General features: G+C 70.6%; 25 protein-coding genes. 23 read left to right on the top strand and 2 right to left on the bottom strand.

The features are described from left to right. Positions 1 to 46 precede the first annotated feature (46 nt). The 21 genes from HS109_08310 (at position 47) to HS109_08210 (ending at position 16,332) form a co-directional block, all read left to right on the top strand. Positions 47 to 1,051 carry a KpsF/GutQ family sugar-phosphate isomerase gene (locus HS109_08310; GenBank protein ID MBE7522375.1) on the top strand — a complete coding sequence of 335 codons (1,005 nt, stop codon included), beginning with the start codon at positions 47 to 49 and terminating at the stop codon, positions 1,049 to 1,051. A 46-nt stretch (positions 1,052 to 1,097) separates the two neighbouring features. Continuing rightward, a complete protein-coding gene (locus HS109_08305) occupies positions 1,098 to 1,601 on the top strand; it encodes an HAD hydrolase family protein (protein MBE7522374.1) in 504 nt (167 codons plus the stop codon). A gap of 135 nt (positions 1,602 to 1,736) precedes the next feature. Next, a complete protein-coding gene (lptC, locus tag HS109_08300; GenBank protein MBE7522373.1) occupies positions 1,737 to 2,363 on the top strand; it encodes an LPS export ABC transporter periplasmic protein LptC in 627 nt (208 codons plus the stop codon). Then, positions 2,360 to 3,016, top strand: a complete 657-nt coding sequence (gene lptA / locus HS109_08295) for a lipopolysaccharide transport periplasmic protein LptA (GenBank protein ID MBE7522372.1) — start codon at positions 2,360 to 2,362, stop codon at positions 3,014 to 3,016. The genes lptC and lptA overlap by 4 nt, the downstream gene beginning before the upstream one ends. Continuing rightward, positions 3,013 to 3,735: an LPS export ABC transporter ATP-binding protein gene (gene lptB / locus HS109_08290; protein MBE7522371.1), complete on the top strand. Its 723-nt coding sequence runs from the start codon at positions 3,013 to 3,015 to the stop codon at positions 3,733 to 3,735. The genes lptA and lptB overlap by 4 nt, the downstream gene beginning before the upstream one ends. Positions 3,736 to 3,836: 101 nt before the next feature. Then, positions 3,837 to 5,327 carry an RNA polymerase factor sigma-54 gene (locus HS109_08285; GenBank protein MBE7522370.1) on the top strand — a complete coding sequence of 497 codons (1,491 nt, stop codon included), beginning with the start codon at positions 3,837 to 3,839 and terminating at the stop codon, positions 5,325 to 5,327. 55 nt (positions 5,328 to 5,382) lie between these two features. Next, positions 5,383 to 5,727 carry a ribosome-associated translation inhibitor RaiA gene (gene raiA, locus HS109_08280; GenBank protein MBE7522369.1) on the top strand — a complete coding sequence of 115 codons (345 nt, stop codon included), beginning with the start codon at positions 5,383 to 5,385 and terminating at the stop codon, positions 5,725 to 5,727. Between the two features lie 158 nt (positions 5,728 to 5,885). Next, a complete protein-coding gene (locus HS109_08275; protein ID MBE7522368.1) occupies positions 5,886 to 6,344 on the top strand; it encodes a PTS sugar transporter subunit IIA in 459 nt (152 codons plus the stop codon). 29 nt (positions 6,345 to 6,373) lie between these two features. Beyond that, on the top strand, positions 6,374 to 7,327 hold the full coding sequence (locus tag HS109_08270; GenBank protein MBE7522367.1) for an HPr kinase/phosphorylase: 954 nt from the start codon (positions 6,374 to 6,376) through the stop codon (positions 7,325 to 7,327). Between the two features lie 29 nt (positions 7,328 to 7,356). Continuing rightward, complete coding sequence (gene rapZ / locus HS109_08265; GenBank protein MBE7522366.1) at positions 7,357 to 8,196, top strand: RNase adapter RapZ; 840 nt, start codon at positions 7,357 to 7,359, stop codon at positions 8,194 to 8,196. Positions 8,197 to 8,207: 11 nt separating this feature from the next. Further along, on the top strand, positions 8,208 to 8,813 hold the full coding sequence (locus HS109_08260; protein MBE7522365.1) for an LON peptidase substrate-binding domain-containing protein: 606 nt from the start codon (positions 8,208 to 8,210) through the stop codon (positions 8,811 to 8,813). A 64-nt stretch (positions 8,814 to 8,877) separates the two neighbouring features. Further along, positions 8,878 to 9,606 carry a YebC/PmpR family DNA-binding transcriptional regulator gene (locus HS109_08255; protein MBE7522364.1) on the top strand — a complete coding sequence of 243 codons (729 nt, stop codon included), beginning with the start codon at positions 8,878 to 8,880 and terminating at the stop codon, positions 9,604 to 9,606. 54 nt (positions 9,607 to 9,660) lie between these two features. Continuing rightward, positions 9,661 to 10,206 carry a crossover junction endodeoxyribonuclease RuvC gene (ruvC, locus tag HS109_08250; protein ID MBE7522363.1) on the top strand — a complete coding sequence of 182 codons (546 nt, stop codon included), beginning with the start codon at positions 9,661 to 9,663 and terminating at the stop codon, positions 10,204 to 10,206. Positions 10,207 to 10,208: 2 nt separating this feature from the next. Beyond that, positions 10,209 to 10,916 (top strand): HAD family phosphatase, encoded by a 708-nt coding sequence (locus tag HS109_08245; GenBank protein MBE7522362.1) that lies wholly within the window; start codon positions 10,209 to 10,211, stop codon positions 10,914 to 10,916. A 29-nt stretch (positions 10,917 to 10,945) separates the two neighbouring features. Next, positions 10,946 to 11,527, top strand: a complete 582-nt coding sequence (ruvA, locus tag HS109_08240; GenBank protein ID MBE7522361.1) for a Holliday junction branch migration protein RuvA — start codon at positions 10,946 to 10,948, stop codon at positions 11,525 to 11,527. A 23-nt stretch (positions 11,528 to 11,550) separates the two neighbouring features. Continuing rightward, complete coding sequence (gene ruvB, locus HS109_08235; GenBank protein ID MBE7522360.1) at positions 11,551 to 12,603, top strand: Holliday junction branch migration DNA helicase RuvB; 1,053 nt, start codon at positions 11,551 to 11,553, stop codon at positions 12,601 to 12,603. After that, a complete protein-coding gene (gene ybgC, locus HS109_08230) occupies positions 12,600 to 13,016 on the top strand; it encodes a tol-pal system-associated acyl-CoA thioesterase (protein ID MBE7522359.1) in 417 nt (138 codons plus the stop codon). The genes ruvB and ybgC overlap by 4 nt, the downstream gene beginning before the upstream one ends. Then, positions 13,013 to 13,681 (top strand): protein TolQ, encoded by a 669-nt coding sequence (gene tolQ / locus HS109_08225; protein MBE7522358.1) that lies wholly within the window; start codon positions 13,013 to 13,015, stop codon positions 13,679 to 13,681. Before ybgC ends, tolQ begins: the two co-directional genes overlap by 4 nt. Positions 13,682 to 13,940: 259 nt before the next feature. Next, positions 13,941 to 14,357, top strand: a complete 417-nt coding sequence (locus HS109_08220; GenBank protein MBE7522357.1) for an ExbD/TolR family protein — start codon at positions 13,941 to 13,943, stop codon at positions 14,355 to 14,357. A gap of 13 nt (positions 14,358 to 14,370) precedes the next feature. Beyond that, on the top strand, positions 14,371 to 15,237 hold the full coding sequence (tolA, locus tag HS109_08215; protein ID MBE7522356.1) for a cell envelope integrity protein TolA: 867 nt from the start codon (positions 14,371 to 14,373) through the stop codon (positions 15,235 to 15,237). 12 nt (positions 15,238 to 15,249) lie between these two features. Further along, on the top strand, positions 15,250 to 16,332 hold the full coding sequence (locus HS109_08210) for an NAD(P)/FAD-dependent oxidoreductase (protein MBE7522355.1): 1,083 nt from the start codon (positions 15,250 to 15,252) through the stop codon (positions 16,330 to 16,332). A 272-nt stretch (positions 16,333 to 16,604) separates the two neighbouring features. Here HS109_08210 and HS109_08205 read toward each other — a convergent pair whose 3' ends face one another. After that, positions 16,605 to 18,299, bottom strand: coding sequence for a hypothetical protein (locus tag HS109_08205; protein MBE7522354.1), 1,695 nt, complete (start codon positions 18,297 to 18,299; stop codon positions 16,605 to 16,607). Between the two features lie 241 nt (positions 18,300 to 18,540). Here HS109_08205 and HS109_08200 point away from each other — a divergent pair, with 241 nt between their 5' ends. Next, the gene (locus tag HS109_08200; protein ID MBE7522353.1) at positions 18,541 to 19,011 is read left to right on the top strand and encodes an FKBP-type peptidyl-prolyl cis-trans isomerase; all 471 of its coding nucleotides are present in this window, start codon (positions 18,541 to 18,543) and stop codon (positions 19,009 to 19,011) included. Between the two features lie 14 nt (positions 19,012 to 19,025). Continuing rightward, complete coding sequence (pepN, locus tag HS109_08195; protein MBE7522352.1) at positions 19,026 to 21,677, top strand: aminopeptidase N; 2,652 nt, start codon at positions 19,026 to 19,028, stop codon at positions 21,675 to 21,677. A gap of 20 nt (positions 21,678 to 21,697) precedes the next feature. On the opposite strand, the gene HS109_08190 is transcribed toward pepN, so the two are convergent. Further along, positions 21,698 to 22,819 (bottom strand): hypothetical protein, encoded by a 1,122-nt coding sequence (locus tag HS109_08190; GenBank protein MBE7522351.1) that lies wholly within the window; start codon positions 22,817 to 22,819, stop codon positions 21,698 to 21,700. Between the last annotated feature and the right edge of the window lie 495 nt (positions 22,820 to 23,314).

Here is a 23,314-nt window from a genome sequence, read left to right as displayed (position 1 = left end):
CGGCGCCGCCGCGCGCGTTTCGACGCGGACCGTATACTTGGCCGCCGTGGACCGTCCCGCCTCCCCGTCCCCGCCAGGCGTCGTCGCAGGACGCGCGCTCGCGCTCGCGCGCGAGGTGCTCGCGACCGAGGCACGCGCCATCGACCGTCTCGCCGAGCGCCTCGGCGCGTCGTTCGTCGACGCGGCGCGACGGATCCACGACTGCCGGGGGCGCGTCGTCGTGTCGGGACTCGGCAAGTCGGGCCACATCGCCCGCAAGCTCGCGGCCACGCTCGCCTCGACCGGAACGCCGGCGTTCTTCGTGCATCCGGCGGAAGCGCAGCACGGCGACCTCGGCATGATCACCGCCGACGACGTCGTCGTCATGCTGTCGAACTCGGGCGAGACCGATGAGCTCGTGACGCTGGTGCCGCATGTCAAGCGCCAGGGCGCGGGCATCGTGGCGATCACCGGGAACCGCGAGAGCTCGCTCGCGGCCGCCGCGGACGTCCACCTCGACGCGGCGGTCGACGCGGAGGCCTGCCCGCTCGGCCTCGCGCCCACCGCGAGCACGACCGCGGCGCTCGCGCTCGGCGACGCGCTGGCGCTCGCGCTCCTCGATGCGAGAGGATTCTCGGCCGACGACTTCGCCCGTTCGCACCCGGGTGGCGCGCTCGGCCGGCGCCTCATCCGCGTCGCCGACGTCATGCGCACCGACGCGGCCGTGCCGTCGGTGGAGAGCGGCGCCGCGCTCCCGGCGGCGATCGCCGAGATGAGCGCCAAGGGGCTCGGCATGACCGCGGTCGTCGATCGCCGGCGGCGCGTGCTCGGCATCTTCACCGACGGCGACCTGCGCCGCGCGGTGGCCCGCGTGCGCGATCTCCCCTCTGCCCGAGTCGACGACGTCATGACGGCCGGGCCGCGCACGATCGGCGCCGACCGGCTCGCGATCGACTGCGTCGGCCTGATGGAGACTGCGCCGAAGGTGTCGCAACTGCTGGTGGTGGACGGGGAAGGCGTGCTGGTCGGCGCGCTGCACCTGCACGACCTGTTCCGCGCGAGGGTGGTCTGACGTGGACGATCGGAGGTTCACGCCCGAGGACCACGATCCCGCGCCGATCGACGCCGCGCTCGCCGCGCGCGCACGCGCGGTGCGTCTCCTCACCTGCGACGTCGACGGCGTCCTGACCGACGGACGCATCCACGTCGACGACGACGGCCGCGAGAGCAAGGCGTTCCACGCCCACGACGGGGTCGGCCTCAAGCGGCTGATGGCTGCCGGCGTCGCGGTGGCCTGGATCACCGGCAGCGCCTCGTCCTCGGTCGTCCACCGGGCGCGCGCGCTCGGCGTCGTCCACCTCGTCCGCGGCACCGACGACAAGCTGCCCCACTGGGAACGGCTCCGCGCGGACCTCGGCGTCGAGCCGGCCGCCTGCGCGCACATCGGCGACGACCTGCCCGACCTGCCGCTGATGCGCGCCTGCGGCTTCGCCGCGACCGTCCCGAACGCGCCACCGGTCGTGCTGCGCCGCGCGCATTACGTGACGCGGCTTCGAGGCGGATGCGGCGCGGTGCGCGAACTCGCCGACCTGATCCTCGCCGCGCGCGACCGGATTGCATGAAGGCGGTTGCGCCGCCGCCGGGAATCCCCCACGCTAGCGGCTGCGGCGCCGTTCCGCGCGTCCCCGGCGGATGTCGGGGCGCCGCGAACGCGCTCCGCGAACCCTGACGCATCCACCGCACCGATCGCCGCCGACATGAACTTCCGACGCTTCCTCGATCGGCTGACCGCGTGGTCGCCGGCGCTGATGCTGGGCGGTCTCGCGGCGCTGACGTACTGGCTCGACGCGCAGGTGGGTCCGGCACCGGACAAGGACGCCCGGACGGCGCGCCACGAACCCGACATGTACATCGAGAACTTCCGCGCGGTCGGCCTCGGCCCGGACGGCACGCCGCGCCAGTCGCTGACCGCGAAGCGCGCCGAGCACTTCCCCGACGACCGGACGAGCGAGTTCACCGAACCGCGTCTCGTGCTCACCGAGGCGGGCAAGCCCTCGCTCGAACTGACGGCGAAGCACGGGAGGCTCTCCGCCGACCAGGACGACGCGTGGTTCAGCGGCGACGTGCGCGCGGTGCGCGATGCGCCGAAAGACGGCGCGCCGGACGGCTCTCCAGGCGGGAAGATGACGCTCAGGACCGAGGCGCTGCACGTCGCGACGCGCGAGGAGCGCATCGACACCGCGGAGCCGGTGACGATCGAGGACGCGCGTGGCATCATCCGCGGCGTCGGCCTCGATTTCGACAATCTGGCGAAGACCGCGTCGCTCCGCGGCCAGGTCACCGGCACCATCGAGCCGCAGTCCCCGCCCGCCAAGACCCCGTGACCCGACCGACGCGCCTGCTCACCGCGATCCTCGCCGCCGTCGTCGCCACGGTCTCGAACGCCGAGACCGGCGACCGCGAGAAGCCGATCAACTTCTCGGCGGACCGGGGCGACCTCAACTACGAGACGAAGCTCGGCAAGCTCGACGGCAATGTCGTGCTGACGCAGGGAACGATCACCGTGCGCGCCGACAGGCTCACGTTCCGCCAGAATCCCGACAACTCGATGCAGGTCACCGCGACCGGCAACCCGGTGTCGTTCCGCCAGAAGCGCGACGGCAGCGACGAGTACTACGAGGGGTTCGCGCAGCGCATCGAGTACGACGGCGCGAAGGACCTGCTCGAACTCTTCGACCGCGCGCTCCTGAAGCGCGGCGTCGACGAGATCCGCAGCAACTACGTGTCCTACAACACGAAGACCGAGGTGTTCAAGGCCGAGGGACGCCCGGACACCCCGGCCGCGGCGGCCTCCGACACCGGACCGGGCGCGCGCGTGCGCGGCACGTTCCAGCCGCGCGAGGGCGAGTCCCTCGCGCCGAACTCCGCGCCGAAGGGCGGCGCGAAGGCCGCGCCGAAGGGGTCCGCCGCCGGACAGGGCGCGAAGGCGACCGACTCGCTCGAGCTCCGTCCGGCGGGCGAGACGGCCGCGAAGTGAGCCAGCTCTCGGCGACCCACCTGCGCAAGCGCTACAAGTCGCGCACCGTCGTGCACGACGTGTCGCTCGAGGTCGCGAGCGGGGAGGTCGTCGGATTGCTCGGGCCCAACGGAGCCGGCAAGACCACCTGCTTCTACATGATCGTCGGCCTCGTGCCCGGCGACGGCGGCCAGATCACGATCGACGGCCGGAACCTGTCGCGCCTCGCGATCCACCAGCGCGCCCGGCTCGGACTCTCCTACCTGCCGCAGGAGGCGTCGATCTTCCGCAAGCTCACGGTCGCGGAGAACGTGCGCGCGATCCTGGAACTGCAGGAGTCCGATCCCGACGCGATCGCCAACCGGCTCGACGCGCTGCTCGAGGACCTGTCGATCGCGCATCTCGCCGACGCGCCGGCGGTGTCGCTCTCCGGGGGGGAGCGCCGCCGCTGCGAGATCGCCCGGGCGCTGGCCACGCGGCCGCGCTTCATCCTCCTCGACGAGCCCTTCGCGGGCGTCGACCCGATCGCGGTGCTGGACATCCAGCGCATCATCGGCTTCCTCAAGGAGCGCGGCATCGGCGTGCTGATCACCGACCACAACGTGCGGGAGACGCTCGGCATCTGCGACCGCGCCTACATCATCAACGAGGGCAGCGTGCTGGCCTCGGGCGCGCCGGACGAGATTGTCTATAATGAAGCGGTCCGCAAGGTCTATCTCGGAGAGCACTTCCGCCTGTAGATGACGCCACGCCGGCACTCGTCGCGCCTTCCCGTCCCGCCCGCGCAGACACGCTCGCGCAGCCATCGCGAGAACGTGCCGGGCCCCTTCACCGGCGGCCGATGAAGCCGACGCTGCAGCTCAAGCTCTCGCAGCACCTCACGCTGACGCCCCAGCTGCAGCAGTCGATCCGGCTCCTGCAGCTCTCGACGCTCGAGTTGAACGCCGAGGTGGAGCGCATGCTGCAGGAGAACCCGCTGCTCGAGAAGGAGAACGAGGACGAGGACGCCCCCCCCGCAGAGGCCCTCGTCACCGCGCCCGGCAGCGCGCCTTCCGAATCCGGGGACAGCGCGCGCGCCGGAGACGGCGACGACGAACGCGCCGAGGAGCCGGTCGACACCGCGGAGGCCGCGGAAGGCTCGGCGCCCGCGTCCGAGACGGATTTCGGCGACGAAGGGGGAAGCGACGGCGACTGGGGCAGCGCGGGCCCCGGCGACGACGACGACGAGTTCTACCCTCAGCAGATCGCCTCCTCGACGCTGCGCGACCACCTGATGGCGCAGCTCGGCATGCTGTCGCTGCCGCAGCGCGACCGCCAGCTCGTCGCGGCGTTGATCGATGCGCTCGACGAGGACGGTTTCCTCTCGAGTTCGCTCGAGGAACTCGCCGAGCTGTTCCCCGAGGAACTCGAGATCGATGTCGGGGATCTCGCGATCGCGCTCCGGTACCTGCAGGGCCTCGAGCCCACCGGCGTCGGCGCCCGCGACATCGGCGAGGCGCTCGCGCTGCAACTGCGGGCGCTGCCGGAAGGAACGCCGTTCCGCGAGGCCGCGCTCAAGGTCGTCGACGGCCACCTCGAACTCCTCGCCAACCGCGACGTGACGCGGCTGCGGCGGCTCCTGCACTGCGACGAGGCGACGGTCCGCGCGATCCGCGACCTGATCCGGACGCTCAAGCCCAAGCCCGGTGCCGCGTTCGCGAACGCGGAGGCCAACTACGTCGTGCCCGACGTGCTCGTGCGGAAGGTGCGCGGCCAGTGGGTCGCCTCGCTGAACGAGGCGGCGATGCCGAAGCTGCGCGTCAACCGCATCTACGCCGACATCCTGTCGCGCAGCCGCGACGCGTCGAACCAGCAGCTCGCCGCCCAGTTGCAGGAGGCGAAGTGGCTGATCCGCAACGTGCAGCAGCGCTTCGAGACCATCCTTCGGGTCGCGCAGGCGATCGTCGACCGGCAGCGCCGATTCTTCGAGCATGGCGAGGTCGCGATGCGCCCGATGGTGCTGCGCGAGATCGCCGACATGCTCGGGCTGCACGAATCGACGATCTCGCGCGTCACCACCCAGAAGTACCTGCTGACCCCGCGCGGCACCTACGAGCTCAAGTATTTCTTCGGCAGCCACGTGGCGACCGACACCGGCGGCGCGGCCTCCGCGACCGCCATCCGTGCGTTGATACGCCAGTTGATCGGGGCGGAGGACCCGAAGGCGCCGTTGACCGACAGCAAGATCGCCGAGGTGCTGGGCGAGCAGGGCATCCTCGTCGCCCGCCGCACCGTGGCGAAGTACCGGGAGGCGTTGTCCATCCCTCCCGTCAACCTGCGCAAGTCGCTGTGACGCGCGTCCCGCGCACACGGCTCGCGCGATCCGCAGACGTCCGGAAGGAGTACGCATGAACCTGAACCTCACCGGCAATCACCTCGAGATCACGCCCGCGATCCGCGACTACGTCGTGGCCAAGCTCGACCGCGTCACGCGTCATTTCGACCACGTCATCGACGTCAACGTGGTGCTGTCGGTGGACAAGCTGCGACAGAAGGTGGAGGCGAACCTGCACATACGCGGCAAGGACATCCATGCGGAGAGCGTCGAGCCGGACATGTACGCCGCGATCGACGCGCTCGCCGACAAGCTCGATCGCCAGGTCCTGAAGGCGAAGGAGAAACGCGTCGATGGGCGCCACGACCCGGCGGTCAAGCGCGATCCCGAGACATGGGCGCGCAATGCCGACGGCTGAACGTCCCGCGGCCCGGCATCCGGGCGTCGCGCCCTTCCCGGACGCACGCGGTGCGACGTCCGTCGAGGGCGCCCCCCGCGTGTAGAATCGACGATCGGTCCTCGACCCTCGCCGGCGGACTCCGCGGTCCGCCGGTCGTCATTTCGGGGACCTCCACGATGAACCGAATCGCCGAGCTCCTGCCGGAATCCCACGTCGCCGTCGGCCTCGACGTCGCGACGAAACGCGACCTGTTCGCGACCGTCGCAGCGATGTTCGAGGCGGGCGGGTTGGCCCGGACCGCCGTGATCGATGCGCTCTCCGCGCGCGAGAAGCTCGGCTCGACCGGGCTCGGACAGGGCATCGCCATCCCCCACGGCCGCATCAAGGGGCTGAAGGACGCGCTCGGGGCGTTCGTGCGCCTGGCGCAGCCGGTGGCGTTCGACGCGCCCGACGGTCGACCGGTCAACCAGGTGTTCGTGCTGCTCGTGCCCGAGCACGCGACCGAGCAGCACCTCGAGCTCCTCTCGGAACTGGCGCAGATGTTCAGCGAGCGCGCGTTCCGGGAACGCCTCGCCGCGGCCGCGGACGCGCACGCCGCCTGGATCGCGATCCGCGACTGGGTGGCGAGGGCCTGACCGGCGGCACGATGTCGGCCGACACGCACCTGCGGCAGGTCAGCGTCGAGCGGCTCTACGCGGACAACCGCGAGCGCCTCGGACTCGAGTGGGTCGCGGGCCGCGACGGCGGCAACCGGGTGCTCACCGGCGAGGCCGCGATGAAACCCACCGTCGGCCAGGTCGGGCACATGAACTTCATCCACCCGTTCCGCGTCCAGCTCCTGGGCGCGGCCGAGGTCGCCCACCTGAAGGCACTGCCGCCCGGCGAGTTCGCCTCGTCGCTCCGCCGGCTGTTCGACGGCGAACTCGTCGCGATCGTCGTCGCGAACGGCGAGGCCATGCCGCCCGATCTCGAGGAGAACTGCGACGCGCACCACGTCCCGCTCTTCACCTCGCCCCAACCCTCGCCGCACGTCGTCGACGTGTTCAGGCTCTACCTGTCGCGCGTGCTGGCCGAGTCGACGACGCTGCACGGCGTGTTCCTCGACGTGCTCGAGATGGGCGTGCTCATCACCGGCGCGTCCGCGATCGGCAAGAGCGAACTCGCGCTCGAACTCATCTCGCGCGGGAACGGCCTCGTCGCCGACGACATCGTCGAGCTCTACCGGATCTCGCCGGACACGGTCGAAGGCCGCTGCCCCGCCGTGCTCCGCGACTTCCTCGAGGTACGCGGCATCGGCGTGCTGAACATCCGGACGATCTTCGGCGAGACCGCGGTGCGCCCGCGCAAGCTCCTGAAGCTCATCGTCCATCTCGAGGACCACGGGCACGAGGCGTTCTCCGAGCTCGACCGCCTGAAGGTCGATGCGAACACCCAGGAAGTGCTCGGCGTCCCGATCCGGCGCGTGACGATTCCGGTCGCGGCGGGGCGCAACCTCGCCGTGCTCGTCGAGGCCGCCGTGCGCAACTTCGTGCTGCACCAGCGCGGCATCGACAGCACGATGGAGTTCATCGAGCGCCAGCAGAAGCTGATGGACGATCAGGGCTCAGGAGTCAGTTGACAGTTGGCAACTGACAACTGACTCCTGACATGGATCTCCTGCTCATCGGCGGCGTCTCGGGCTCGGGCAAGAGCGTGGCGCTGGCCGCGCTCGAGGATGCGGGCTACGACACCGTCGGCAACCTGCCGCTCGCGCTCGTCGTGCCGACCGCCGACCATCTCGCGCGCGAGGCGGCCGGGACGCGCGTGGCGATCGCGCTCGACGCGAAGAGCAGTCCGGGGCTTCCCGGGCTCGAAACCACGATCGCGGCGCTCAAGGCGCGCGGCTGGCACGTGCGTTTCGTGTTCCTCGACGCCAAGGTCGAGACGCTGGTCAAGCGCTTCTCCGAGACGCGCCGCCGGCATCCGTTCTCGAGCGACGACCGCACGCTCGTCGAGGCGATCGTCCACGAACGCAGCCAGCTCGAGGGAGCACGGCTCCTCGGCACGGTGTTCGACACGAGCGACCTGCCCGCGGCGGCGTTGCGTCACTGGGTCCGCGACTTCCTGAGCGTCGATCCCACGCGCCTCGCGCTGCTGTTCGAGTCGTTCGGCTTCAAACTCGGCGTCCCGCTCGACGCCGACCTCGTGTTCGACGTGCGCTGCCTCCCCAATCCGCACTACGAGCCGTCGCTCGCGCCCAGGACCGGCGAGGACGCCGAGGTCATCGCGTTCCTCGAACGCCATCCGGAAGTCGAGCGCATGTACGGCGACATCTACCATTTCGTCGCGAGCTGGCTGCCCGACTACGCGCGCGACAACCGCAACTACCTGACGGTCGCGATCGGCTGCACCGGTGGACGGCATCGGTCGGTCTACCTGGTCGAGCGGCTCGCGCGCGCGTTCGCGCCGCGCTACCAGGTGCTGCGCCGGCATCGCGAACTCGGTTGACCGGGCATTCGATGCGGCCCGCGCGCGGCGCCACGATCCCGCTGTTTCCGCTGCGCGCGGTGCTGTTCCCGGGCGGCATCCTGCCGCTCAAGGTGTTCGAGCAGCGCTACATCGACATGACGAAGACCTGCATGAAGGAGCGCAGGCCGTTCGGCGTCGTGACGATCACCTCGGGTGACGAGGTGGCCGGGCAAGGCGGGACACCGTCGTTCTCGAAGGTCGGGACGCTCGCGGCCATCACCGGCTGGGACATGCCCGAACTCGGCATCCTCCACGTCGCGACCGAGGGTGGCTCCCGCTTTCAGGTGCGCGAGCACCGGGTGCAGCCGAACCACCTCGTCGTCGCGGACGTCGCCGACATCCCGGACGAGCCGCGAGTGCCGCTTCCGTCGGACGCGGAGCCGCTCGCGCGCCTGCTCGAACTCGCGGCCGCGCGCGTGGGCGCGCGGAATTTCCCGGCCGTGCAGGACTACGGCGACGCGAGCTGGGTGGGCTACCGGCTCGCCGAACTGCTGCCGCTGCCGCTCTCCGTCAAGCAGGGCATGCTCGAGATCAACGATGCCGTCGTGCGGCTGTCGGTGCTGCGGCGGTTCCTCGAGCAGCAAGGCGTGCTGTAGGGCCGATCCCGCCGCCCGCGGAGGCTATAATTCCGGCCCCGGCACACCGATTCGTCGACGCGTCATGGCAGGCCACAGCAAGTGGGCGAACATCAAGCACAAGAAGGCCGCGGCGGACGCGAAGCGCGGCAAGATCTTCACGCGCCTCATCAAGGAGATCACCGTCAGCGCCCGCCTCGGCGGTCCCGACGCGTCGTCGAATCCGCGGCTGCGGCTCGCGATCGACAAGGCCCGCGAGCAGAACATGCCGAAGGACACGATCGACAACGCGATCCGGCGCGGCGCGGGCCAGCTGGACGGCGTGAGCTACGAGGAGATCCGCTACGAGGGCTACGGCATCAACGGCGCGGCGGTGATCGTCGACTGCATGACGGACAACCGCACGCGCACCGCGGGTGACGTGCGCCACGCGTTCTCGAAGCACGGCGGCAACCTCGGGACCGACGGATCGGTCGCCTTCCTGTTCCGGCACTGCGGCCAGATCGTGTTCGCGCCCGGCACGAACGAGGACAAGGTGATGGAAGCGGCGATCGACGCCGGCGCGGACGACGTCGTGACCCACGACGACGGCAGCATCGAGGTAGTCACCGGCCCCTACGATCTCGTCGCGGTCAAGGACGCGCTCGCGAAGGCGGGCCTCGTGCCCGACGTCGCCGAGGTCGTGATGAAGCCGCAGAACGAGGTCGAGATGGCCGGCGAGGACGCCGTGCGCATGCAGAAGCTCATCGACGCGCTCGAATCGCTGGACGACGTGCAGGAGGTCTACACGTCGGCGGTGTTCGAGGACGCCTGATGCCCGCGACGGCGAAGCCCGGCGCGAGCACGGCCGTCGCCGATTGAATCCCGGATGTCTCCCGCCAGACGCATCCTCGGCATCGATCCGGGGTTGCGCCTGACGGGCTTCGGAATCGTCGACTGCACGGGCGGCGCGCTCGCCTGCGTCGCGAGCGGCGTCGTGCGCACCGGCACCGGCGACATGCCGGGGCGGCTCGGCGTCATCGTCCGCGACCTCGCGCACGTGATCGCGGAGTTCTCGCCGGCGGAAGTCGTCGTCGAACGCGTGTTCGTCAACGTGAACCCGACGTCGACGCTGGCGCTCGGACAGGCGCGTGGCGCCGCGATCGCCGCCGCGGTGCTCGCGGGACTTCCGGTGCACGAGTACACCGCCGGCCAGATCAAGCAGGCGGTGGTCGGCGGCGGCCGCGCGGCGAAAACGCAGGTCCAGGCGATGGTGAGCCGGCTGCTCGCGCTGCCGGGCCTCCCTTCGCCCGACGCGGCGGACGCGCTGGCGGCGGCCATCTGCCACGCGCACGCCACGTCCGGCATCGGCGCGCTCGCGCGCGGCACGCCGCGCATGCGCGGCGGACGGATGCTGCGCATCCGCACCCGCTGATCGTGCGCGACCCCCTGCCGCTATGCGCCGTCGTCCTCGACATGGACGGCACGCTGCTCGACACCGAGCCGCTCGCCGCGCGCGCATGGCTGGAAGCGGCCTCGAATCTCGGCGTCCGGTTCGACGAAGCACTGCTGCCGTCGATGGTCGGCCGCACCTACGTCGACTGCCGCGCGCTCCTGGTCGCGAGCGTCGGCGACTCCGACGCGGTCGACCGCCTGATGCATGGCTGGCACGCCGCGTACGACCGGATCGTCGAGCGCGAGGGCCTCGCGTTCAAGGTCGGCGTCGCCGAACTCTTCGACTGGCTCGACGACGCGGACGTTCCACGCGCCGTCGCCACCTCGACCCGGCGTGGCCGTGCGCTCGCGAAGCTCCAGAGCGCCGGCCTCGCTGCGCGTCTCCACGCGGTCGTCGGCGGCGACGAGGTCGCGCGCGGGAAGCCCGCTCCGGACATTTTCCTCGAAGCCGCGGCACGTCTCGCCATCGCGCCCGCGGACTGCGCGGTGCTCGAGGACTCGGACGCGGGCGTACTGGGCGCGCTCGCCGCCGGCATGACGCCGATCATGATCCCGGACGGGCGGCCGCCCTCGCAGGAGGTGCTCCGCGCGAAGCCGCTGGTCGTGGAGACGCTGCAGCATGCGATTCCCCATCTCGTTGCGCTGATCGGCGGAGAGCGCACCGCCCGCCATCGAACGATCGTGCGATAATCGCCCACCTCTTCGCACGGCGCGCGACGATGATCGGCCGACTGTCCGGCACCCTGCTCGAGAAGAACCCGCCGCAGATCCTGCTCGACGTCGGCGGCGTCGCCTACGAGGTCGACGTCCCGATGAGCACGTTCTACAACCTGCCGGACGCCGGCGGGAAGGTGACGCTCTTCACCCACCTCGTCGTCCGCGAGGACGCGCACCTCCTCTACGGTTTCGGGTCGGAGGGCGAGCGCCGCGCGTTCCGGCTGCTGACGCGGATCAGCGGCATCGGCGCGAAGATCGCGCTCGCGGTCCTCTCGGGCCTGTCGGTCGCCGAACTCGCGCAGGCGATCACGTTGCAGGAGTCCGGCCGGCTGACGAAGATCCCGGGCATCGGCAAGAAGACCGCCGAGCGGATCCTCCTCGAGATGAAGGACAGGCTCGGCGCGGATCTCTCGTCCGCGGTCGGCGTGCACCGGGCCGCGCCGGCGTCGTCGGACATCCTGAACGCGCTCGTCGCGCTGGGCTACAGCGACAAGGAGGCGGTCGCGGCGGTGAAGGACCTGCCCGAGGGCATCGCGGTCGCCGACGGGATCCGGCAGGCGCTCAAGCGCCTCGCGAAGGCCTGACCCGGGCGGCTTAAGATAGCGCGATGGCCATCGAGAGCGACGCCTTCCACCGCGTGGTCGGCACGAAACCCGCGGACGCGCGCGAGGAGGCGTTCGAACGCGCGCTGCGTCCTCGCATGCTCGACGAGTACGTCGGCCAGGAGAAGGTGCGCGGCCAGCTCTCGATCTTCATCGAGGCCGCGCGCAGGCGGAACGAGGCGCTCGACCACGTGCTCTTGTTCGGCCCGCCCGGCCTCGGCAAGACGACGCTGTCGCACATCGTGGCGCACGAACTGGGCGTCAACCTGCGGCAGACCTCCGGCCCGGTGCTCGAACGCCCCGGCGACCTCGCGGCGCTGCTCACCAACCTAGAGCCGCGCGACGTCCTGTTCATCGACGAGATCCACCGGCTGTCCCCGATCGTCGAGGAGATCCTCTACCCGGCGCTCGAGGACTTCCAGATCGACATCATGATCGGCGAGGGTCCGGCGGCGCGCAGCGTCAAGCTCGACCTGCCGCCGTTCACGCTGGTGGGCGCGACCACCCGCGCCGGCATGCTCACCAATCCGCTGCGCGACCGCTTCGGGATCGTCGCGAGGCTCGAGTTCTACACGCCAGGCGAACTCACGCGGATCGTGTCGCGCTCGGCGAAGCTCCTCGCGATCGGCGTCGACGCCGAGGGCTCGCTCGAGATCGCGCGCCGCTCGCGCGGCACGCCGCGCATCGCCAACCGGCTCTTGCGCCGGGTGCGCGACTACGCGGAGGTGCGGGCGGGCGGCAGCGTCGACCGCGGCGTCGCCGACGCGGCGCTGTCGATGCTCGACGTCGACGCGTCCGGCCTGGACGCGATGGACCGCCGACTGCTCGACACCGTCGTGCGCAAGTTCGACGGCGGCCCGGTCGGCGTCGAGAGCCTCGCCGCCGCGATCGGCGAGGAGCGCGACACGATCGAGGACGTCCTCGAGCCGTTCCTGATCCAGCAGGGCTACCTCCAGCGCACGCCGCGCGGCCGTGTCGCGACCTCGCAGACCTGGCGCCTCCTCGGCCTCTCGCCGCCCTCTCCCGGCGCCGCGGCCGACCTGTTCCCCGGCGCATGAACCCCGCCGCCGGGCCGTTCGCGTTATCCGTCCGGGTGTACTACGAGGACACCGATGCCGCCGGCGTCGTCTACTACGCGAACTACCTCAAGTTCCTCGAACGCGCGCGCACCGAGTGGCTCGAGCGCCATGCGCTGCCGCTGCCGGAACTCGAACGCGCGCACGGCGTCGTATTCGTCGTGACCCGGGCCGAGATCGACTTCCGCGGCGCCGCCCGCCTGGGCGACCGCCTCGAGGCCACCGCCGCGTTCGAGGCGGCCGGCCGCGCGCAACTCGTGGCACGCCAGAGCGTGCGGCGCGACGGCGAGGTGCTGGTCGACGCGCGCATCCGACTCGCCTGCCTCGCGCGCGAAGGCTGGAAGCCCGCGCGCGTACCCGCCGAACTCGCCCGCCTGCTGGAGGATGACCGTTGAACGTCCACGCCGACCTGTCGTTCCTCGCGATGGTCGCCAACGCTTCGTTCGTCGTGCAGGCGGTGATGGCGCTGCTCGCGCTGCTGTCGATGTGGAGCTGGTGGCAGATCTTCCTCAAGATGTTCCAACTGCGCGCCGCGAAGCGCGACGCCGACCGGTTCGAGGACGAGTTCTGGAAGGGCGGCGACCTGAACGAGCTCTACCAGCGCTCGGCGCAGGGGCGAAGCGGCGCCGGCCTCGAGCCGATCTTCGTCGCGGGTTTCCGCGAGTACGCGAAGCACCGGAGGCAGGGATCGAGCGCGACGCTGACGCTCGACGCCGCGCGTCGCGCGATGCGCGCGGCCTGCCAGCGCGAGATCGACGCGATGGAAGCGCACCTGTCGGGCCTCGCGAGCGTCGGATCGGTGTCGCCCTACATCGGCCTCTTCGGCACCGTGTGGGGGATCATGAACGCCTTCCGCGGCCTCGCGAACGTCGCGCAGGCGACGCTCACCCAGGTCGCGCCCGGCATCGCCGAGGCGCTCGTCGCCACGGCGATGGGCCTGTTCGCCGCCATTCCGGCCGTGGTCGCCTACAACCGCTACACCCACGACGTCGACCGCCTCGCCACGCGCTACGAGACGTTCATCGAGGAGTTTTCGAACATCCTGCAGCGGCAGGGGTAGCAGTTGTCAGTTGTCAGTTGTCAGTTGTCAGTTGTCAGTTGCGGCGGTGTTTCCGGTGGCGGCGCATCGAGCGCCGTTGGGGCGTCATCGTTGGAAGGACGGCATGGCATGCGAAGAGTAGTCGTCCCGGGAGTGCTGGTCGAGGCCGTGTCGCGACGCGCCTCTGGCCACTCGACGGGATCTCCCATCCGCGCTCGATGCGCGGCCGCGGGAATCGCCGCCGCAACTGCCAACTGTCAACTGTCAACTGTCAACTGACATGCGCCGCGCGAGAAAATCGATGAGCCAGATCAACGTCGTGCCGTACATCGACGTGATGCTGGTGCTGCTCGTGATCTTCATGGTCACGGCTCCGCTCGTGTCGCCCGGCGAGATCGCGCTGCCGTCGGTCGGATCGAGGCTCACCGTGCCGGTCGCGCCGATGGAGGTGACGCTGCGGACCGATCAGTCGCTGTGGTTGCGCGACCGCGCGGCCGCCGGCACTTCGCCGATCCGGTTGTCGCGCGACGAACTGGTCGCGCGCATCGTCGAGAAGCAGGCGCGCTCGCCCGACCAGGGCGTCGTGATCGCCGCGGACAAGGCCTCGCGCTACGAGGACGTCCTCGCGATCCTCGACCTCCTGCAACGCAACGGCGTGCGCAAGGTCGGACTACTCGCCCGGCCGCCGCAGACGTGACCCGAGGCATGCGATGAAGGGCGAGCGCCGTGCGGGCAACGGCAGCGCGCGCCGGAGTCCGGGCCGGACGCTCGCGCTGGTGCTCGCGATCCTCGTGCACGTCGCGTTCGTCGGCGTGCTGATCTGGTCGGTGCGCTGGCAGAGCCGGCCGCCCGAGCCGATCGTCGCGGAGCTCTACGCACCGCCCCCGAAAGTTCGCGCGCCCGACCCTGAGCCGAAGGTGGAGCCGCCGCCGCCCCGGACCGAGCCGAAGGTCGAGCCGCCCCCTCCTCCGCCTCCGCCGAAGGCGGAACCCGACCAGGCGGAGATCGCGCTCAAGGCGAAGCGGGAGGAGGAACGCAGGGAGCGGGAGCGAGAACGTCTCGCCGACGAGAAACGCAAGGCCGACGAGAAACGGGCCGCGGAAGAAAAACGGATCGCGGACGAAAAACGCAAGGCCGACGAGAAGCGCGCGGCCGAGGCGCGCGAGCGCCAGAAACGCGAGACCGACGCGATGCTCGCTCAGGCGCAGAAGGAGGCGACGCAGCGCGCCGAGCAGGACGCAAGGGCGCGCGTCGAGGCGGAGGCGCGCGCGAAGGCACAGGCGGAAGCGAACGCGCGCGCGACCGCGCAGGCCGACTGGATTCGGCGCATCCAGGCGAAGATCCGCGGCAACGTGACGCTGCCGCCGGGCATGCCCGGCAATCCGGAAGCGGTGTTCCGGGTGATCCAGTTGCCGACCGGCGAGATCCTCGACGTGCGCTTGGCGAAGTCCAGCGGCGTCAAGGCCTACGACGATGCGGTCAACCGCGCGATCCTCAAGTCGAGCCCGCTGCCGCGCCCGGATCGGCAGGAGATGTTCCAGCGCGAACTCGAACTGAAGTTCCGCCCGCTCGACTGATCCGCCCGACCGGTGCGCCACGACCTCCTGATCGCCGGCGCGAGCTTCGCCGGCATCGCCTGCGCGGTCGCCGCCGCGCGCGCGGGCGCGCGGGTCGCGCTGCTCGAGCGCAAGCGCGACGCGGGCGAACGGCTCCACACCACCGGAATCGTCGTCAAGGACGCTCTCTCGTCGATCGAGGCGATCGCTCCGATCCCGCCGGCGATCGTGCGTCCGGTCGAAGGGGTGAGACTGCACGCGCCGGGCGGTGCGAGCCTCGCGCTCGACTCCCCCGGCTACTTCTTTCTCGCGACCGACACGCCGGCGATGATGCGCTGGCTCGTCGATTGCGCCCGCGAGTCGGGGGCGGCGGTGGCGCTCGGCGAGCCCTGGGCGGGCGCCGAGCGAACGTCGTCCGGCTGGCGCACGAGTTCCGGGCGCGAGGCGCACTTCCTCGTCGGCGCGGACGGCCCCGCGTCGCGGGTCGCACGCGATTGCGGCCTCGGCATCAACGCGCGCTTCCTGTTCGGCGCCGAACTCGAAATCCGCGGCGCGACGCTCACGGAACCCGATCGCCTGCACTGCTTCCTCGACGCGAAACGCGCGCGCGGCTACCTCGGCTGGGCGTTCGCCGGGGTCGGCGTCATCCAGGTCGGGCTCGCCTGCGCCCGCGACGCGCGACGGGATTTCCCCGACGCGGAAGCGTTCGCGCAGGCGATCGCGCCACGCATCGGGCTCGCTGGAGGAACGGTCGTCGCGAAGCGCGCCGGGCTGATCCCGGTCGGCGGTCCCGTGCGTCCGCGCGCAGGCGATCGCGTCACGCTCGTGGGCGACGCCGCGGGACTCGTGTCACCGCTCACCGCGGGCGGCATCCACACCGCGCTCGATTCCGGCTTTCGTGCCGGACGCGCGATCGCCGCCGCGCTGGCGGAAGACCGCGGAGGGGCGCTCTTCGTCGATCCGCCAGTGCCCGACTTCACCGTCAAGCGCTGGCTGCGCCGGGTCTACGATCGGGTGCAGCACGACCGCCTGTTCGACCTCGCGATCCGCACCGGCGCGTTCGCCGCGTTCGCCCGCCGCGTGTTCTTCCATCGGAGGGGGTCAGGCGTCAGTTGACAGTTGTCAGTTGTCAGTTGTCAGTAGCGCCGGGTTCAGGAATCAGGAGTCAGAGGACAGAAGCCGAGGTGATTCCGGTGGCGGCGCATTGAGCGCCGTTGCGGAACCGCCATGTCTCGAGACCCGAGCTGGCGGGGGTTGCCGCATTGAAGCGAAAGGCATGCGGCTGCCGCCGGGCCCAATGGGGGCCTCGCAGCGGCGCTGAATGCGCCGCCACCGGACACACCGACGCGTCTGTCCTCTGACTCCTGAACGCCGCCGAAGTCGGCGTATCAGACGCGCGCCTTCTTCTCGAGGATCTGGATCGTCGCCCAGCTCCACTCGGCGCGCTGCTCGACCAGGTGGCGCATCGCGACGGTGTAGATCGAGCGCCCGGTCATCAGGATGACGCTGCGGCCCTCCGAGTACTCGGAGGTGGGGACGATGAGCGTCTTCACCGCGAGCGGCTTGTCGGGCCGCGACGGCGGCGGCAGGTAGAGGCCGTCGAAGCGCGAGCCGATCGTCGCGACTTCGATGCCGTTGACGACGAACCCCAGGTCATCGCGCGGCTCGCGGCGCATGTGCAGCGTGACCGGCACGAAGCGCTCGGCGATGATCGATACGCCGGCCTCGACCTCATCGTTGCTGACCTTGTTCAGGCGCCTCACGACGCCCAGCACGAAATCGGACACATCGCTCTGACGCACCGCGACGATCCCGCCGAGCGCGAGACTCTGCCCGATGCCGCCGGATGCGGCGATGCGCAGGCCCGCGATGCTGCGGTCCTTGACCTGCCACATCGGGTCGGAGAACGAAGAGAGGCTCGCGACGAGCGAATCGTGCTCGTCGTGGGCGGGCCGCCGGGGGCGGGGGGAATCCGCGACCGCGTAGACCTCGATCTGCTCGGCGCCGCCGCTGTCGGGCACGGCGTCCGCCACGCCCTTCGTCGCGAGTTCGCGGCAGATGCGCGCGAGCCCGATGCGTACGCGCGCCGAGACCTTGCAGGCGATGCGCGGGTCGCGCCGCAGATCGCTCAACAGGCTGGGCGCCACCGACGGCCGCACCTTCTCCAGCGTCGCGATGCGAAGCTGGTTGATCGGCGCCGCGGGTCCCGCGTCGGTCGACTCCGCGTGGCGCAGCGCCGCGATGGCGCGGTCGATCTGGTCGGCGAGCGGCGAGGTGTCGAGGTAGCGCAGCATCGAACCGGAATCGTTGCCGGTTCGCCGCTGCAGCCCGGTGCGACCGGCGATGTCGACGAAGAACCCCTCGGGCGTGCGCGGCACCGCGTCGAGTTGCAGGCGGCGGCTCCAGGCGCGAAGCTGCGAGCACGCCCAGTCGATCTCGCCGGGTGTCATGTTGCCGGTGTTGAGCTGGTGCACGAGCAGCGTGTAGACGTACTCCTGCTCGAGCGTCCACTGCGTCGCGTTCGCGCCGGTGCCCACGAGCGAGGTGGGCGTGCGCTCGACGCCGAGTTCGGTCGCGCGCAGGAACGTACGGTGCAGTTCGGCCCATTTCGCCGGGATCCAGCGCTCGTAGCGATACACGCGCAGCTTGGCGTCGGTGCCCGCGTAGTGCGTGAGCCGCGTGAACAGGAGCGGGATCAGCGGCTTCCAGCGGGCGTTCGCGGGCTGCGACAGGGCCTCCTCGAGCGACGCCTGGTACGCCGACATGAACCCCTGCGCGAGTTCATAGACCGCCTGCCACAGCCGTTCCGCGAGCTTTGGGCTGGTTTCGGCGTTCTCGACGTACTGCTTGATCAACTGGCGGCGATCGGTGCCGAGCGCGGAGTCGAGGAACTGCACCGCGAGCACGCGAGCGGGATCGAACGGCTTGCGCGACAGACGCATGCCGTCGAACGCACGCATCACGTGCTGCTGCCGTCCGACGACGTCGAGCGCGGGCAACTGGCGCAGCCAGCTCGACACCGATTTCGCCGACACCAGCGGATCGGTGCTGTCCTTGCCCGGCGATGTCAGGAACTCGAACATGCCCTCAGAATCCGCCCACGGCCTTCGCGACTGCGACGCGCTCCCCTGCCGGCCCGGGAGGTATGCCGACAATCCAGGTTCGTAACGCGAACCTTGATTTATAGACCAATTCGCACGGCCCCGCCAGAACCGGGAATCGGCGCTCCGATACAATGGCCGCCCCCGAAACCCGGCGCGCGATGGCGCGCGGCCGGGCCGGCAGCTCCCTGCGGGTCAGCCCCGCACCAACATGACCGAGCCCATGACCCGATTGACGTTCCATGCCCTGTCCCTGGTAGCCCTTCTGGCCGTCTGCATGTCGCCGGCGACCGCCCAGCAGGGTTCCGCTCCCACGCCCAAGGAGGCCAGCAAGATGGATGCCACGGTGACCAGTCTCAAGAAAATCGATACGAAACAAGGCGCTGGCGCCGAAGCCGTCAAGGGCAAGCCGGTGGCCGTCCATTACACCGGCTGGCTCTACGACCCGTCGAAGCCGGAGGGCAAGGGGGCAAAGTTCGACAGTTCGCTCGACCGCCGCGAGCCGTTCGTGTTTCCGTTGGGTGGGGGGCGCGTCATCCGCGGCTGGGACGAGGGCGTCGTCGGCATGAAGGTCGGCGGCAAGCGCACCCTGATCATCCCGGCGGACCTGGCGTACGGCGCGCGCGGCGCGGGCGGCGTCATTCCGCCCAACGCCGTGCTCGTGTTCGACGTCGAACTCCTCGAGGTCCGTTGAGCGCACTCTCCCCGCTGGACGGCCGCCCGAGCGCGAAACGGCGCTCGGATTACCGTCCACCGGCATTCCTCGTCGACAAGGTCGCGCTCGAACTCGACCTCGACCCGGCCGCGACCGAGGTCACCACGACGCTCTTCTTCCGGCGCAATCCGGAGGCCACCGGCGAGGACCGCTATGCGCCGCTCGTCCTCGACGGCGAAATGCAGGATCAGGTCCGCGTCGAGTTGAACGGCCGGGCGCTCGGCGCCGCGGAGGCGGTGCTCTCCGATGTCGCGCTCGCGCTGCCCGACGCACCCGACCGCGGCACCGTCGTCGTGCGTTCGCGCATCGCACCGGCGAAGAACATCGCGCTCGAAGGGCTCTACGTATCGTCGGGCGTCTTCTGCACCCAGTGCGAGCCGGAAGGGTTCCGCCGCATCGCGTACTTCCCCGATCGTCCGGACGTGCTCGCGTCGTTCACCGTCACCTTGCGGGCCGATCGCGAGCGCTATCCGGTCCTGCTGTCGAACGGCAACCTCGTCGCCACCGGCGGGCTCTCCGACGGCCGCCACTTCGCGACCTGGCACGACCCGTTCCCCAAACCCACCTATCTGTTCGCGCTCGTCGCGGGCGACCTCGCCTCGCTCGAGGACAGTTTCACGACGATGTCGGGACGGCGCGTGCACCTCGCGATCTACTCGACGCCCGCGAACCTGCCGCGCTGCGCGTTCGCGATGGAGAGCCTGAAGCGCGCGATGCGCTGGGACGAGGAGCGCTTCGGACGCGAGTACGACCTCGACCGCTTCATGATCTTCTGCGCCGACGACTTCAACATGGGCGCGATGGAGAACAAGGGCCTCAACATCTTCAACAGCAAGCTCGTCCTCGCCGACCCGCAGACGGCGACCGACGACGACTACGGCGCGGTCGAGGCGGTGGTCGGCCACGAGTACTTCCACAACTGGACCGGCAACCGCGTGACCTGCCGCGACTGGTTCCAGCTCTCGCTCAAGGAGGGGCTCACGGTCTTCCGCGACCAGGAGTTCTCGAGCGACCTGGGTTCGCGCGCGGTCGAGCGCATCGGCGCGGTCGAGGGCCTGCGCCGCATGCAGATGCCCGAGGACGCGGGCCCGATGGCGCATCCGGTGCGCCCCGACGAGTACCAGGAGATCAACAACTTCTACACCGCGACCGTCTACGAGAAGGGCGCCGAGGTGATCCGGATGCAGCACACGCTGCTCGGGCCGGAGCGCTTCCGGCGCGGCATGGACCTCTACTTCGAGCGCCACGACGGGCAGGCGGTCACCTGCGACGACTTCGTGCAGGCGATGAGCGACGCGTCGGGCGTCGACCTCACGCAGTTCCGGCGCTGGTACGCGCAGGCGGGCACGCCGGTCGTGCGCGCGCGCGGCCGCTACGATGCGGCGGCGAGGACCTACGCGCTCGAGGTCCTCCAGCACACCGACCCGACGCCCGGACAGGCGGAGAAGCTGCCGTTCCACATCCCGTTCGCGGTCGGACTCGTCGGTCCGGACGGACGCGATCTCGCGCTCCGCCTCGACGGCGAAGCGGAATCGCCCGGGACGACGCGCGTGCTCGACGTCGTCGCGCCGAGCCAGACGTTCACCTTCGTCGACGTGCCTGAGCCGCCGGTTCCCTCGCTCGCCCGCGGTTTCTCGGCCCCGGTGCGCGTCGAGTTCGACTACGGCGACGACGACCTCGCGCTCCTCGCCGCGCACGACAGCGATCCGGTCAACCGCTGGGACGCCGCGCAGCGGACCTTCACGCAGGCGGTCCGGGCGATCGCGGCGCAGCACCGCGCGGGACTTCCCGAGGCGCTGCCGCCGACGCTCGTCCGCGTCGCCGCGGCGCTCCTCGACGATCGCACGAGCGATCCGGCGCTGATCGCGCTGGCGTTGACGCCGCCCGATCCGGCCGTCGTCGCCGCGCTCGACCCGGTGCTCGACATCGACGGCGTCGATCACGCCCGCGCCTTCGTGCTGCGCGAACTCGCGCGCGCGCTCGCCGATCGCTTCGAGCGCGTCCACGCCGCGCAACAGCGTCGCGGACCCTACGAACCCACGCCGAAGCAGGTCGCGATGCGCAAGCTCGCGAACACCTGCCTGCGCTACCTGGGCGAGCGCGGCGACCCCGCCGGCCGGGCGTTCGCGGTCGCGCAGTTCGAGGCCGCCGACAACATGACCGACACGATCGGCGCGCTGGCGGCGCTCGGCGACCAGGCGTCCGACGAACGGAACCGCCTGTTCGCGAGCTTCGAAGAGACCTGGCAGCACGAGCCGCTGGTACTCGACAAGTGGTTCGCCCTGGAGGCGCAGTCGCGCCGCGAGGGCACGCTCGCGCGCGTGCGCGAACTCGTGCGGCATCCGCGCTACAACGCCAAGAATCCGAACCGCGTGCGCTCGCTCCTCGGGGCCTTCGCGCTGCGCAACTTCGGGCGCTTCCACGCCGCCGACGGCTCCGGCTACGCGTTCGTCGCCGACCAGGTGCTCGCGATCGACCCGATGAATCCGCAACTCGCCGCGCGCCTCGCCGGCGCCTTCGAGCTGTGGAAGCGGCTGCCCGAACCGCGCCGCGCCCGCGCGGAGATCGAACTCCGGCGCATCGGCGCCGCGCCGGCGTTGTCGCCGGACGTGGGCGAGATCGTCTCGCGCAGCCTCGCCGACTGACGAGGTCGCGCGGCGCAGGCTCAGCGCCAGCCGTTGCCGACCTGCAGGTAGAACGCCGTGTCCTCGGGGCCGCGCGCGACGTCGATGCCGACGTAGAGTCCGAGCCGGCGTGCGATCAGGTAGCGCAGGCCTGCGCCCTTCGACACCTCGGTCGGTGAGTCGGCGAACGACGCGTTACGGCCCCAGGCGCGCCCGGCCCCGATGAATCCGACGACCGACCAGCGCCCGTTCACGTCGTAGCGCACCTCGGTCTCCAGCACGCCGGTGTTCTGGTCCTGATACCGCGCGGCGGGAATGCCGCGCATGTCGATGAACGGCAGGAAGTAGAACGGGACGTCGCCGCGCGCCGCGCGACCGTCGACGCGCAGCCCGACCGTCAGGTCGTCGCGGGCGGGCCAGTACGCGAACACGTGGGCCCGATACGCCTGGAAGCGGTTCGCGCCGCCGAAGTCCGGTTCGTAGAACGTCGCTTCCACCGCGCCGATCCACCCCTTGTTCGGCGTGAAGATGTTGTCGCGCGAGTCGTGCTCGACGACGAGCCCCAGGCCGGAGTTGCGCTTGGCGAGTTCCCTCGACGTGAGGCCGGCGTCGCCCGCGCCCACGTCGAGCGAGGTCGAGAGGTCGGTGTAGATCCAGCGCGCACCGACGAAGGTGTCGCCCTTCCCCAGCCGGTACATGCCCTGCTGGAACGAGCCGAAGCCCTGCAACGTATAGCCGATGCTGGCGACCGGGATCGGGAGCCGGCCGCCGATGCCGTAGAAGTCGAGGTTGACGCGGAAGTCGCCTACGCCGCCACGGTAGCGCCAGCGATCGTCCTGAAAGGTGAACTGCCCGCCGATCGCGACGCCGCGCGTGCCGTTCTCCGTCGCGAAGCCCGCCAACGCCCAGATGTCCGGCGGCACGAGGTGGCCGCCTTCCGCCTTCGCCTTCTCGATCGCGTTGCCGATCGTGCCGCTGATGAACACGAGCGCGACTCCCGCGCCGTACCCGACCGCGGGCTCAGTGATGATGATCGGGACCGGCAGGAAGCCCTTGCGGTCGAGCAGCCATTCGGACAGGTCGAGTTGGCCGTCCTGAGGATCGATGAAGCGTTTGAAGGTCTCGCGCACGTCGGCAGCGAACGCGGCGTGCGGTGCCAGCATCGCCAGGACGAGCGCGGCCCGCGCGGACCAGGTTGCCCACGGGCGCGTGCGTGGGGGAGTCGAGCGTGTCATGAACTCAGGCGGGGCAGGTGACGGCCACGATCGCCGCGCAAGGACCGATCCGTCCGCGTTGAGCGTCGCAAACGGAACGCTGCGAGGAGGGCAGTCGCTGCGGCAGTAACCGGCGACCGCTCGCGAGTGGGCCAGCACATTCGCACGCGCTCCAATCGGCCAGCGTTGAACGTCGCAAACAGGACACCGCGGGGTGGGCAATCGCTGCGGCAATACCCGTCGATGGTTCGCGAATGCGCCACCCTTTCTTCACGCCCCCAGTCGTCCGCGTTGAGCGTCGCTACGGCGACGCTCGAACGCGGACCGATATTCCGGCGCGATGCTGGATTCATTCGGAGCTTCGGAACACGCACCAACCCGTCCGTGTTGAGCGTCGCAACCGCGACGCTCCAACGCGGACCGATATTCCGGCGGGGCCGCCGG

It is taken from the genome of Burkholderiales bacterium (assembly GCA_015075645.1).
Lineage (GTDB): Bacteria > Pseudomonadota > Gammaproteobacteria > Burkholderiales > Casimicrobiaceae > VBCG01.
This window is presented reverse-complemented; position numbering and strand designations above follow the sequence as displayed.

Excerpts from the sequence above, each read along its gene's own strand:
- lptC (MBE7522373.1), top strand. The coding sequence starts at position 1,737 with ATGAACTTCCGACGCTTCCTCGATCGGCTGACCGCGTGGTCGCCGGCG.
- HS109_08285 (MBE7522370.1), top strand. The coding sequence starts at position 3,837 with ATGAAGCCGACGCTGCAGCTCAAGCTCTCGCAGCACCTCACGCTGACG.
- raiA (MBE7522369.1), top strand. The coding sequence starts at position 5,383 with ATGAACCTGAACCTCACCGGCAATCACCTCGAGATCACGCCCGCGATC.
- HS109_08275 (MBE7522368.1), top strand. The coding sequence starts at position 5,886 with ATGAACCGAATCGCCGAGCTCCTGCCGGAATCCCACGTCGCCGTCGGC.
- rapZ (MBE7522366.1), top strand. The coding sequence starts at position 7,357 with ATGGATCTCCTGCTCATCGGCGGCGTCTCGGGCTCGGGCAAGAGCGTG.
- HS109_08260 (MBE7522365.1), top strand. The coding sequence starts at position 8,208 with ATGCGGCCCGCGCGCGGCGCCACGATCCCGCTGTTTCCGCTGCGCGCG.
- HS109_08255 (MBE7522364.1), top strand. The coding sequence starts at position 8,878 with ATGGCAGGCCACAGCAAGTGGGCGAACATCAAGCACAAGAAGGCCGCG.
- ruvC (MBE7522363.1), top strand. The coding sequence starts at position 9,661 with ATGTCTCCCGCCAGACGCATCCTCGGCATCGATCCGGGGTTGCGCCTG.
- ruvA (MBE7522361.1), top strand. The coding sequence starts at position 10,946 with ATGATCGGCCGACTGTCCGGCACCCTGCTCGAGAAGAACCCGCCGCAG.
- ruvB (MBE7522360.1), top strand. The coding sequence starts at position 11,551 with ATGGCCATCGAGAGCGACGCCTTCCACCGCGTGGTCGGCACGAAACCC.
- ybgC (MBE7522359.1), top strand. The coding sequence starts at position 12,600 with ATGAACCCCGCCGCCGGGCCGTTCGCGTTATCCGTCCGGGTGTACTAC.
- HS109_08220 (MBE7522357.1), top strand. The coding sequence starts at position 13,941 with ATGCGCCGCGCGAGAAAATCGATGAGCCAGATCAACGTCGTGCCGTAC.
- tolA (MBE7522356.1), top strand. The coding sequence starts at position 14,371 with ATGAAGGGCGAGCGCCGTGCGGGCAACGGCAGCGCGCGCCGGAGTCCG.
- HS109_08205 (MBE7522354.1), bottom strand. The coding sequence starts at position 18,299 with ATGTTCGAGTTCCTGACATCGCCGGGCAAGGACAGCACCGATCCGCTG.
- HS109_08200 (MBE7522353.1), top strand. The coding sequence starts at position 18,541 with ATGACCCGATTGACGTTCCATGCCCTGTCCCTGGTAGCCCTTCTGGCC.
- HS109_08190 (MBE7522351.1), bottom strand. The coding sequence starts at position 22,819 with ATGCTGGCACCGCACGCCGCGTTCGCTGCCGACGTGCGCGAGACCTTC.